At 37.3% G+C, this 12,154-nt stretch carries 10 protein-coding genes; 3 read left to right on the top strand and 7 right to left on the bottom strand.

Going from position 1 to position 12,154, the window contains the following annotated elements; genetic code table 11:
• Positions 1-12: 12 nt before the first annotated feature.
• On the bottom strand, positions 13-1,386 hold the full coding sequence (locus tag MLD65_RS15135) for an NAD(P)/FAD-dependent oxidoreductase (RefSeq protein ID WP_243292695.1): 1,374 nt from the start codon (positions 1,384-1,386) through the stop codon (positions 13-15).
• Between the two features lie 579 nt (positions 1,387-1,965).
• Between MLD65_RS15135 and MLD65_RS15130 the strand changes: the two genes are divergently transcribed.
• Positions 1,966-3,153, top strand: a complete 1,188-nt coding sequence (locus tag MLD65_RS15130) for a multidrug effflux MFS transporter (RefSeq protein ID WP_243292694.1) — start codon at positions 1,966-1,968, stop codon at positions 3,151-3,153.
• Positions 3,154-3,262: 109 nt separating this feature from the next.
• Here MLD65_RS15130 and MLD65_RS15125 read toward each other — a convergent pair whose 3' ends face one another.
• The 6 genes from MLD65_RS15125 to MLD65_RS15100 form a co-directional block, all read right to left on the bottom strand.
• The gene (locus MLD65_RS15125; protein ID WP_243292693.1) at positions 3,263-4,339 is read right to left on the bottom strand and encodes an SDR family oxidoreductase; all 1,077 of its coding nucleotides are present in this window, start codon (positions 4,337-4,339) and stop codon (positions 3,263-3,265) included.
• 25 nt (positions 4,340-4,364) lie between these two features.
• On the bottom strand, positions 4,365-5,156 hold the full coding sequence (locus MLD65_RS15120) for an alpha/beta fold hydrolase (RefSeq protein WP_243292692.1): 792 nt from the start codon (positions 5,154-5,156) through the stop codon (positions 4,365-4,367).
• 240 nt (positions 5,157-5,396) lie between these two features.
• The gene (locus MLD65_RS15115) at positions 5,397-6,086 is read right to left on the bottom strand and encodes an ABC transporter ATP-binding protein (RefSeq protein ID WP_243292691.1); all 690 of its coding nucleotides are present in this window, start codon (positions 6,084-6,086) and stop codon (positions 5,397-5,399) included.
• Positions 6,086-7,186, bottom strand: coding sequence for an ABC transporter permease (locus MLD65_RS15110; RefSeq protein WP_243292690.1), 1,101 nt, complete (start codon positions 7,184-7,186; stop codon positions 6,086-6,088). Before MLD65_RS15110 ends, MLD65_RS15115 begins: the two co-directional genes overlap by 1 nt.
• 99 nt (positions 7,187-7,285) lie before the next feature.
• A complete protein-coding gene (locus MLD65_RS15105) occupies positions 7,286-8,665 on the bottom strand; it encodes a sensor histidine kinase (RefSeq protein WP_243292689.1) in 1,380 nt (459 codons plus the stop codon).
• Entirely contained in the window at positions 8,662-9,336 is a 675-nt protein-coding gene (locus MLD65_RS15100) for a response regulator transcription factor (protein ID WP_243292688.1), read from the bottom strand. Before MLD65_RS15100 ends, MLD65_RS15105 begins: the two co-directional genes overlap by 4 nt.
• A 363-nt stretch (positions 9,337-9,699) precedes the next feature.
• Here MLD65_RS15100 and MLD65_RS15095 point away from each other — a divergent pair, with 363 nt between their 5' ends.
• Both MLD65_RS15095 and MLD65_RS15090 read left to right on the top strand, forming a co-directional pair.
• Positions 9,700-10,887: a CaiB/BaiF CoA transferase family protein gene (locus MLD65_RS15095; RefSeq protein WP_243292687.1), complete on the top strand. Its 1,188-nt coding sequence runs from the start codon at positions 9,700-9,702 to the stop codon at positions 10,885-10,887.
• A gap of 13 nt (positions 10,888-10,900) precedes the next feature.
• Positions 10,901-12,115 (top strand): acyl-CoA dehydrogenase family protein, encoded by a 1,215-nt coding sequence (locus MLD65_RS15090; protein WP_243292686.1) that lies wholly within the window; start codon positions 10,901-10,903, stop codon positions 12,113-12,115.
• Positions 12,116-12,154 lie beyond the last annotated feature (39 nt).

The following is a 12,154-nucleotide window of genomic DNA, read 5'->3' as shown; positions in this document are numbered from 1 at the left end:
TCATTTCAGGAATTAAGAAATGAACGAAGCTCTTTTACCGTAGGTAGCTTTTGACAAATACTCTCCAACAAATAAGCCACTTGCTGCTGCTTGAGATAGAGAGTGTGTTTCTCCAGAGCAATCTCCGACTAAGAAGAGACCAGGAATGTTCGATTCAAACGTTTCATTCGTCTCAACTTTCGGCTCGTAAAATTTTGCATCTAAGGCATACAGCAATGTATCCTCATGTAATGGTTCTCCGATTAACCCTTCTAGCGCCCGGGCCATTTCACGAAATGCTCGTATGTAGAGTTTGGGCATTTCTTTTGCTACGTTACCGGCTTCAATATCAGGAAGAGACGGGGGGATAGAGTTGCGTTTTAGGCAATCTTGCGTAGTAGACTTGTTTTGTCTTAAGTCTCCCAACCTTTGTCCAACAATACGACCTTTCCCTTGATTAATTTTTCCAATGATGGAACGAGCATACGCCTGTGCTTCCTCGTATGTATCAAAATAACGAGGAACAAACAAGGAAAAGTTCAAATTTTCCGTCGGCTGTGATTTTTCCCGATAATTTTGCCCGTCAGCCATAACGAAACCGTTTTGGTGTTTGCGGATGATTCGTCCCCCTGGGTTCATACAGTAGGTGGTTGCTTGATAATCTTCACCGTTGTAGCGCAGCTTTGTTTCGAACGTGTTTTTAAGGAGAGGAGCCATTTGTTTTCGATTCATTTCTACCCGTAAGCCGAGATCTACTCTCGTTTTACTAGGTGCGATCCCTAAGTTTGTACATTGCTCTTGAAGCCATTGACTTCCACTCATGCCAGTAGCAAGAACGAGTTTATGTGTTTGGAAAGTTCCTTGATTGGAAGAAATCGTAAAGCTATCTTCGTGCTGAGTGATGGAGTCGACAGTTGCTTCGAACGTAAATGTAACATCCTTTAAATGAATATATAGCTTTTGGAAAATCTCTGTTGCAAGCTTCGTTCCAAGGTGCCTTACGTTTGTCGAAAGAACTTGAAGGCCGAAACTTTGTGCAGTCTCTTCTAATTCATCATTTTTCGTGCTATACATGTCTACTTGATCTCCACCAAACGAACAAAGAATGTCATCTACTTCTTCCATTAATTCAAGCGCTTTGTCATACCCAATTTTCTCTCCTAAATGTCCACCAAAGTCATTTGTATAGTTGAACTTTCCTTCAGATTTTCCTAGTCCCCCGAATCCATAATACTTTGGACAAACTTTACAATGACACGGTTCTCCTTTGTCTAATGAGCAGACACGATCTTCTAGTTTTTTTCCTCTATCAATCATATGGATATGTAAGTTTTTGTTTTGCTCGAGTAGTTTATAGGCAAGGAAGACACCGCTTACACCTGCGCCAATGATGGTGATATCAAACATAAAAACTGCTCCTCTCTGTTAGAACCATCGTAATTTCCAACGACAACTTCTCTTTTATCTATAATACCAACCATCTTATGATTCATAAAGTTTTAGCTTGGTTCGCGGCTCAAAATCTGTCGTTAGCTATAGTTTCAAATGTTTAGTTGCTTTTTTTAAGCAACCCCAACCGTTTTTTAGGTGTTAATTTTTCGGTTGCAGTAGGGAAGGGCGTAGAAGCCGTTATCGGTATGACATTTCATTCAGGCGGGTATTTTTATAAGTGGAAAAAGTGTTTTAAAAATGGAAGTGATTATATATGAAAAGAACATGTTTCCACAAAGACAACGTTATCAACTCCCTATATAAGTTTAAAAAGCTCTGTTTCTATTGAAATGATATTTTAGATGTGAGAAAATGTGCATCGTGAATAAGTAGAGTTTGTTAATACCCTCCCATTATATTTAGCATTCTGAAAAAGTTAGAGGTGTTTAGTTATGTTGCTTTTCCCTGAAAATCCTATGTTATGCCCTCCTGTTCCGTAGTAAATAAATAATCATTACAATACTGAGATGTTTAATTATGGGAGGGTAAATAGAAATGAAAAAAGTCTCAGTACCATCATTATTGTTAATGATTGTTCTTTTAGGTTTTCCGCAGATAAGTGAAACGATTTTTACACCGTCTTTACCTGATATTGCAAAATCTTTATCTGTTAGTGGTAGTTCAATACAGCTTACACTTAGTGTATATTTTGTAGGTTTTGCTTTTGGCGTATTTCTTATAGGATGGTTATCAGATAGAATCGGAAGACGTCCAGCCATGCTTTGGGGGATTATCATTTATGGTTTAGGTAGTCTTCTTTGTTATTTCTCAAAATCAATCGAACTTTTACTTGTTAGTCGTTTTATCCAAGCGTTGGGAGCAAGTGCAGGTTCAGTTGTTACGCAAACCATTTTACGGGAAAGTGTTGATGGCCGGAAAAGACATGAAATGTTTGCTAAAATAGCCGGTGTCATTGCCTTTACTCCTGCTGTAGGTCCATTAATCGGTGGCTGGATTGACCAAGGGTTTGGATTTCGAGCAGTATTTCTAACACTTGTTTTTATGAGTGTTGGAATTTATATGTATACACTTACATCTTTACCAGAAACACGAACGAATCAAATTGCTTTGAACATAAATGTTTTTCATGTATTAAAACGACTTTTGACGAACTTAAAAGTGATAGCCTTTGGGTTATTAATTGGTGGAACGAATGGCATATTGTTTAGTTATTATGCTGAGGCTCCTTTTATATTTATGAACTATTTTAATCTTTCACCAGGGTTTTATGGTTTTCTTGGGATTGTTTCTGCATTGTCTTCCATTATAGGAGCCAATATATCTAAACAATTGTTATCGAGGCACGAACCAGAAAGAATCATTTATTTTGGATGTCTCGTCATGTCAACAGGGGCTATCTTCCTTTTAATTACTGTTCTTGTTGGAACTACACCTAATGTATATTATGCTGTAGCCATGTTACTATCAGTATTTGTCTTACTTTTAGGAATAGGAATTGCTTTACCAAACTGTCTAAGCTTAGCACTGGTTGATTTTCAACAAGTCATTGGAACAGCTAGTGCATTATTCAGCTTAGGGTATTACTTGATTGTAGGGGGGATCACATGGGGAATGAGCTCCCTTCATACAGGCTCGTTACTAATCATGCCGATCTATTTCCTCATTTTAGTAATGGTTATGACCGTAATCTGTAGAGTTCAGATATATACAAAGAAAATATAGATGAATCGTTTTATCGATGAAAAACCGGATATCCAAGCATAGAGGATGTCCGGTTTTTTTGTTCTTCAAAGCAGAAAAGAAATAGAACCTCATGAGGTTTGTCAAAAGATTAGCCAGAAAAAGCGATTAATTCGCGTCGGTTCGGTACACCTGCAAAAATAATCCTTTTAATCATTTCGTCTGTCATAAATAAATGGGGAATATTCGTCCCCTGAATGAGTTGTTTTGTATTATCGTCGTTAAATGTAAGGTTCCGTGTTAAGTAAACATTGAAAACTTCAACCATGGAATTTAAACGTTCTTCCATTTTATCGAGCTTGTAATAACCAATATCTTCAACGACGGATAGTTGGTGAAATTGTAGTGCGTCTTTTAACAATTGGAGAAGCTGAAAATTCGTCGGTGGATTTGGATTCGTAATATGGTAGATTGTGTTCCGTTTTGCTTTTTCTGGAGCTAGGCTTAATATATTTGCTACATAGTCTACCGGGACAATGTTTGACGTACCGTCTTTTGCTGCTACTAAACGGTATGCTTTTTTTAGCTCTTTTCCTCTGGCTAATTTTCTTTTGAATAAGTCTAATGCCCGCATAAAGCCATATAACGTAAAGCTCGAGTCTGCTTCTCCTGTTTTGGAATCTCCAACGATAATCGCTGGTCGAAAGATTGAAACATCAAAGTGTTTCTGATACGAATAAACGAGATGTTCTGATTTTACTTTACTTTCCTCGTAAGGATTATGGACACGGTTGTCGATTGGATACAGTTCTTCGATACCGATATGTTCCTTCCCCACTGTATAAGCGGTACTTACGTAAAAAAACTTTTTCACATTTAACGCTAAGGCGAGGTCAAGAATGTTTTTCGTCCCATCATAATTAGCTGCGAAAATCTCATCACGTAAATGAAGGTCGAACTTGACTAATGCAGCTAAATGGTAGATGGTGTCAATCTTTCCTTTTAGCCGATGAATCTCATCGTCTTGTAAACCACCGTTCAAAAACGTAATATCCCCTTTAAAAATGTGGATTCTATTTTGATCAGCTATTGGGAATGTATCACGTAATTTTTCTGCTTTCTCAACGTTACGGACTAATAAATACACTTCATGTTCATGATTTAATAAAAGATTTCGAATGAGTTTTCCTCCAAGGAAGCCTGTTGAACCCGTTAAAAAAATATTCAAAAATTTCACTCCTGTTTTAAATGTATTAGGAAACGATGCGTTTCTTATCCATGAGAGGCTGCAAAAATGAATTGGCGAGTTTATTAAATTCGTCTGCTTTATCTACATTGCAAACATGACCGCAATTATCAAGTACTTGGTACGTTGCATTTGGATCATCCTTTATGTCCTGCTTTAGTGAATGAATGAAAAGATGATCTTCACTTCCTGAAAGATAAAGCTTTGGAATCGTCATCGTTTTTGCGTTTATTTGATACACTGTTTCCACTGTAGGCACAATAGAAAACCAGCTTAAAAAATCAGAGCGCTTCATATTTTGTGCTTCTTTTACAAACATATCTCGTGACCGCTTATGATTTCTTTTTGGCATAATAATGTGAGCAAATAAACGATACAGCCAAATATGTGGTGTAATGTTCTTCATGACTTCGCCACATCCAATCAAGAAATGCGACATTTTGTTAAAGCGGGTAATCGTTCCACCTAATACAGCGGATTTTATTCTCTCTGGAAATTGTTTCATTAAGCAGTGAACGAGGACTGAGCCTAATGAAATACTCATAAAGTGGGCCTTGTCAATTTGTAAATGATCTAGCACTTTCACAACTTCTTTCGTTGCTAAATCAAATGTTAATGGCTCGTCATAAGCTAAGGTGCTTGGGGATCGGCCATGACCAGGCAGATGAATTGTAACGATTTTAAAATATTTCTGAAAAAAACGAATTTGTTTATAAAAAATGCTGCAAGTTCCTCCGAAGCCGTGGATGAGAACGAGGTAGTCGGACGAATCACTTTTGTAAATTTTATGTTCTAACATGAAAATCTCCTAAAAAAGTCATTTTGTCATAAAGGTAAGTCTTCTCTATTATACTATGAAAATTCGACATTTTCTTTAATTTTTCGACGTTTCTTGTTATTATCGTACAGGTGAAAATGACACTTGTCATTACTATTTCTTTTACTGTAAGAAAAATGTCACATTCATGAGAAGATGCTTTTAATTGTTCAAAGAAAAATCCGAACATCCTTTAAAAGACGTTCGGATTTTAAACCATTGTTAAATAGCTACGAGTTGTTCAGCAAGCTTCCCATCATTGATATGGACAACTCGGTCACATAAGTCTAACATTCTTGTATCATGAGTAACCATTATCGCCGCTTTATTTCTTAGCTTCACTTCTTCTGCTAACATTTTGACAACATTTCGACCGCGTTCAGAGTCTAGGCTTGCTGTCGGTTCATCCGCTAAAATAATCTCAGGATCGTTCATAAAAGCACGGGCGATGGCAACACGTTGACGTTCACCGCCTGATAATCGATCAGGATAATGATTTTCGCGATGACTTAATCCGAGTTGATCGAGAAGTTCATCTGCTCGTTGTTTCGCTTTTTTCGTGTCGTTTCCTGCTAATTTCGAAATCAATAGTAATTGATCTTTTACTGTTAAATACGGAATTAAATTAGATGATTGAAACACAAAACCGATTTTTTCTAAACGAATTTGGTTCATCTCTTTTTCTGGAAGTTTATTAATTTCCACATCATCAATGACGATTCGGCCACTCGTTGGAGAAAGTAGGGCGCCGGTAATGGATAAAAACGTACTTTTACCAGAACCAGAAGGACCAACGACAGCAATTAATTCACCTGCATTCACGCGTAACGACACTTGATCCAACACTTTTACTGTTTTATCTCCATCTTGATAAACTTTGCTAATATTTTCAAGAAGTAGTTTTTGCTTCATTATGCAGCCCTCCCAATTGCTTCAATCGCATCAATTTTTGCTACGCGATATAGCGAGATTAAGGATCCAATCACAGAGACAAAGATAAATAAGACTGAACACCCTAAAACTAATGAAGGATTAAGGTTAAATGGCATACTGCTCGGTAATAGAAAGGCCATTCCGTATGTGAGTGCAATGCTAATTATTAGACTCACTACTGTAAGCAGTAATACTTGAGAAATAATGTTACGTGCTAAATAACTTGACTTAGCCCCGATTGCTTTTAATACGCCGAACTGATTTAATTTCTGAATGGTGATGACATAAAAGAATACGGCTAATACGAAAGCTGCGATGACAAAGAGAAACGCAATCATCATTAATAACGATCCTTGTTCTTCTTGGTAACCAGGAATTCCTTTTAATGCTTCATCTTTCGTAATCACTTCAATATTTGACACATTGTCACTTATTTTTTCAGCCTTCTTATCAGTTACATTTAAGGCAATCGTATTGAAAAAAGATGCTTTGTTCGTATTCGTTTCATGAATCATATCCCATTCTTTAAAGTTCATATGAATAACAGGGGCATGACTAAACGATTGTTCTTTTGTGAAACCAACAATTTCAAATTCTTTTCCGGATGCTTCATCCTTGATACGATCGCCTAGCTGAAAGTCTTCATCCTTTAAAGAACGATCGACGATGATTTCATTTGTTGTTTCGTTATTAATCATCTTTCCTTCTATAACTTCCGGAGCAACGATGCTATCTGTATCAATAGCAAAAAAAGTTGCATCGATTTTTTTGGACGAACCTTCTTTTGTTAAAGTTGCCATGCGAATTCCTAGAGGTGTTGCTTCATTTTCATTTGCGTATTCATGAACATTATTTAATGTATCTTCAAATAAAACGGAACGGTTCAATCGATGATTCGCTTCTTTTTCTACGATTAAATAGTTCGCGTTTAATGTTTGGATGGAAGATGCATTATCAGAAGATAATCCTTTCGCCAAGCCTGATACAAATAGGACAAGCCAAGCAATTAACACCATAATGAGCCCTATTAATAAGTAACGAAATTTTGCATGCTTCATTTCACGTAAAGCAAGAAACATATATCCATCAACTCCATTCTTTAAGAAATCATTTGTCGTTTATGAACAACTTACGGTTTCAGTATAAGAATGGAATATGAACGGAATATGAACAGACGTTTACATTCTCGGAAGATGGACGTGAAATATAGTCCCTTTACCTAATTCACTTTCAGCACGTATGCTTCCACCATGTAAATCGATTATTTTTTTCGAAATGGCAAGTCCTAGACCGCTGCCACCTTCTTTTCGTGTTCTTGCTTTATCGACTTTATAAAATCGGTTGAATATATTTGGGAGGTCTTCTTTTGATATTCCGATACCGGTATCTTTTATTTCAACGATACATTGCTCATCTTCTTGAGCTACACGTATTGAAATCGTCCCGCCTTGATTCGTAAACTTAATGCTATTTGTGATTAAATTCATCCAAACTTGATGAAGTAAGTTTTCATCAGCTCGAATAAGGATTTTAGGCAATTCTAAATCAATCGCAATTTCTTTTTTTCGCCATTGCCACTCGGTCATCATGACAACTTGTTTTATTTGTGCTGCGATATCAAAGGTCTTTTTCTCTAATAAGTGTTCTTCTTTATCTAAAGAAGCAAGGGTTAATAATTGTTTACTTAATAACGACATGCGCCTGCTTTCTGATTCAATAATCGATAAGTAATGCTTTCGCTGTTCTTCTGTGATCTTTTCGGTTTGCAATGTTTGTGAAAAACCTTGGATCGATGCAAGGGGCGATTGGATTTCATGTGATACATTTGAGACAAATTCTTGGCGCATTTCTTCAAGTTGCTTTAAATTTTTGGCCATTTGCGAAAAATGGCTGGAAAGCTGCCCAATTTCATCTTTTCGTTTTACATTTAATTCAATGTTATAGTATCCTTTTGCGATGGTTTTCGTTGCTTCAGTTAATTTTGTAATCGGCTTTACAACATAACGAGTGCTAACTGTAACAAAAAGGATGCTTAATAAGATGATCAATACTAGAAGAACGGCAAAAAATATTCTCATTTCCCAAAATTGCATTTCGATATTAGGGCGAATGAATAGAGCATAACGCTCTTCATTAATAGTGATTGGCATACCGATAGTGTTCGAAATCTCGTTATCAAAAAATCCTGTAATAAAGAGTGTGGAAGTGAATTGCGCAATTCCGTGATACACTTGTCCATTTAAAACATTTTGAACAATAGTTTCATCAATCTTTTTGTTTCGAAACTCTCCTCCATAAAAAGCGTAATGTCCATCTTTGTTTACAACATAAATTTGATAGCCTAAGTCTCCGATATGATGGAAATACTCTTCCATCTGCGCTTCCGGATTATTTTCATAAAAGGATACAATATCATTAGCCACATTCGTTATTTTTTTATCATTGGCTGGTTTTAAGTGTAAATGATAATAAACATTTGAAATGACAAAGGCTAAAATACTGCTTAACGCCATAACAAAGAGGGTTGTGACAACGATGCGAACATAAAGGGTTCTCACTTCTTTTTAACCTCCAATTTATAACCGACACCGCGAACGGTTTGAATGATGAAATCATCTGTATGAGAAAAGCGTTCACGTAATCGCTTAATATGCACATCAACGGTTCGATCGTCTCCTTGGAAATCTAACCCCCAAATGAGCTGAATAAGTTCTTCTCGACTGAACGTGCGCCCTGGATAACTGGCGAGCTGTGATAATAATTCAAACTCCTTCATTGGAAGCATAAACAATTTCCCGTTAGATTCTACTTCATAGCTTTTTCGGTTAATAGTGGTTTGGTTGAGCTTAATAATGTCTTCATTCACTAATTGGTAACGACGAAGTAACGCTTTTATTCGGAATAATAGCTCTCTCGGTTCAAATGGTTTTGTTACATAATCATCTGTTCCAACAGAGAACCCTTTTTCTTTATCGACTAATTGGTCTTTCGCTGTTAATAAAATAACCGGAAAATCATAATACGTTCTAATTTCCTCACACAATTGAAACCCGTCTTTATTGGGCATCATGACATCAACAATGGCTAAATGAACTTGATTTTCTGAAAGTAATGCTGAAGCCTCGATGCCATCAGCTGCTTCATAAACGACATATCCTTCCGCCTCAAGATAATGCTTTAATAATTCACGAATATGGGCATCATCATCGGCCACTAAAATATGTAGCATGTGTCGATTTCTCCTTTTTAGTAGTATTCTATCCTATATAGAATATATCTAATTGGAGGGGGTTTGAAAAATATAAATAAACATCAAGTTATGAAATAAAATGTATAATAATATCGAAAAATTCTAAAAAGTGTTGAAATAATAATTGGAATTGGTATAATTTAATTATAGTTAAAATACACTCCCAGAAAGCAGCCCTTTCAGGATCAGTGTAACCTTTTACGGAAAATGAAAATATGTTTATCAAACTGTGGAATCTATTAAACTCCGAGTCATATTGGAGCGTCAAAGTAGATCGGAGCCAGTTGTACTGTTCGTTACGGTATAGCTGGCTCTTTTTGTTTGTAAAAGGGAGGTATTTTGTTGGAAGGCGCCTTACATGGTGTGAAGATTATCGATTTATCACGTGTGCTTGCTGGTCCATTTTCTACGATGATCCTTGGTGATTTAGGTGCAGAGGTCTTTAAAATTGAAAGCGTTTCAAGTGGCGATGATACAAGAGGATGGGGTCCTCCGTTTGTAGAAGGAGAGAGTGCTTATTATCTTTGTTCGAATCGAAACAAACAAGCGATGACATTAAATTTGAAATGTGAAAAGGGAAAAGAAATTCTTGAAAAGCTTGTATCAAGAGCAGATGTTGTCGTGGAGAACTTCAAACCGGGAACATTGGATCGAATGGGGTTAGGCTATGAACATTTAAAACAAGTAAAAAAAGATATTATCGTCGCCTCGATTAGTGGCTTTGGAAAAAGTGGCCCGTATGCTCACCTTCCTGGCTACGATTATATTATTCAAGCGATGAGCGGATTGATGAGTATTACTGGAAAAGAGGAGAGTGAGCCTACGAAAGTAGGTGTCGCAATCAGTGATGTCTTAACAGGTCTTTTTACTTGTATTGGCATTTTGGCCGCATTGCAGCACAGAAATAGAACAGGAGAAGGACAAGAAATTGATATTTCTTTATTTGACAGCCAATTAGCAGCATTAGTGAACGTAGCTAGCAATTATTTATGCTCAGGCAATATCCCGAAACGTCTCGGAAATCAGCACCCTAATATCGTTCCGTATCAAGTATTTTCGACAATTGATGGTGAACTCGTTGTGGCAGTCGGAAACGATGATCAATTCCGAAAGTTTGCTTATTTACTTGGAAAAGAAGAGCTTTCAACATCAGATCGGTTTCAAACAAATGCTCAAAGGCTAAAAAATAAAGATGAATTGATACCGATTATTCAGGAAGTCATGAAGACAAAAAGTAAACAGGAATGGAAGCACCTTTTAGATGAGGCAGGGATTCCGAATGGTCCCATAAACGATGTGAAAGAGGCACTCGAAACAGAGCAAGCAAAAGCACGAGATATGGTTGTCTCGATTAACCATCCGACCATTTCCGAACTGAAGCTTGTCGGTTCTCCGATAAAGCTTTCCAAAACACCTGTTCAAATAAAAAAGCACCCGCCTTTACACGGTGAACATACGAAAGAAATTTTGGCAGGTCTTGGCTATTTAGAAGAAGAAATAATGAAGATGAAGCAAAACCAAACGATATGAGGAGGAATAGAATATGAATTTTTCGTTATCGGAAGAACAAAAGAGTGTTAGAAAAGTAGTGAGAGCGTTTGTGGATCGAGAAATTATTCCGTACATTCAAGAATGGGATGAAAAGGGTCATTTTGAAACAAACATTTTAAAACGTTTAGCAGAACTCGATTTAATGGGTGTTTGTGTTCCTGAGCAATACGGCGGGGTAGGGATGGATTACAATACGTTAGCCATTGTTTGTGAAGAGCTAGAACGAGGGGACACCGCATTTCGCACGGCCGTGTCTGTTCATACAGGATTAAACAGTTTAACACTATTGCAATGGGGGACAGAAGAACAGAAGCAAAAGTATCTTGTTCCACAAGCGAAAGGAGATAAAATTGGCGCATTTGGTTTGACGGAACCAAATGCTGGTTCAGACGTGGCTGCTTTAGAAACAACGGCAGTACGTGAGGGGGACTACTATGTTTTAAACGGCTCCAAAACTTGGATCTCGTTATGTGATGTAGCCGATCATTTCCTTATTTTTGCTAAAACAAACCATGAAGCTAAGCATCGCGGCATTTCCTGCTTTATTGTAGAGCGAACATTTGAAGGTGTGAAAACAAAAGCGATAAAAGGAAAGCTCGGTATCCGTGCAGGCAATACAGGTGAAGTATTTTTAGATGATGTGAAGGTACCGAAAGAAAACTTACTTGGGGAAGAAGGAGAAGGCTTTAAAATCGCTATGTCTGCTTTAGATAATGGTCGATTCACGGTTGCGGCAGGTGCATGCGGACTCATTCAAGCCTCTCTAGAAGCAAGTGTAAAATATTGTGAAGAACGAAAAACGTTCGGAAAAGAAATTGGTAAGCATCAGCTTGTACAGCAAATGATTGCGAAAATGTCTGCAAATCTTGAAATCTCTCGTTTACTCGTCTATAAAGCAGGTTGGCTGAAAAATGAAGGAAAACGAAATACGCGTGAAACGTCATTAGCAAAGTGGATTGCTTGTGATGCGGCATTTGAAGCGGCAAACGATGCGGTTCAAGTCCACGGGGCATACGGATATTCAAATGAATTCCCAGTGGAACGTTACCTCCGTAATGCAAAAGCACCGGTCATCTATGAGGGTACGCGCGAAATTCATACGATTATGCAAGCAGAGTATGCACTAGGTTACCGCGAAGATAAGCAGCTTCGAAAAATGCTCCCATCGTGGCCTTTTGAAAATAGTTCAGTTGAAACATTAACTTAAAAGAATTTAGAGCGAAGGGAAGAGAAGTCTTTCCTTCGC

Source organism: Bacillus sp. FJAT-47783, from assembly GCF_022808615.1.
In the GTDB taxonomy this organism is placed as follows: Bacteria; Bacillota; Bacilli; order Bacillales; family Aeribacillaceae; genus Bacillus_BZ.
Note: the sequence above shows the minus strand (reverse complement) of the source record. Positions and strands in the feature narration are given on the sequence as shown.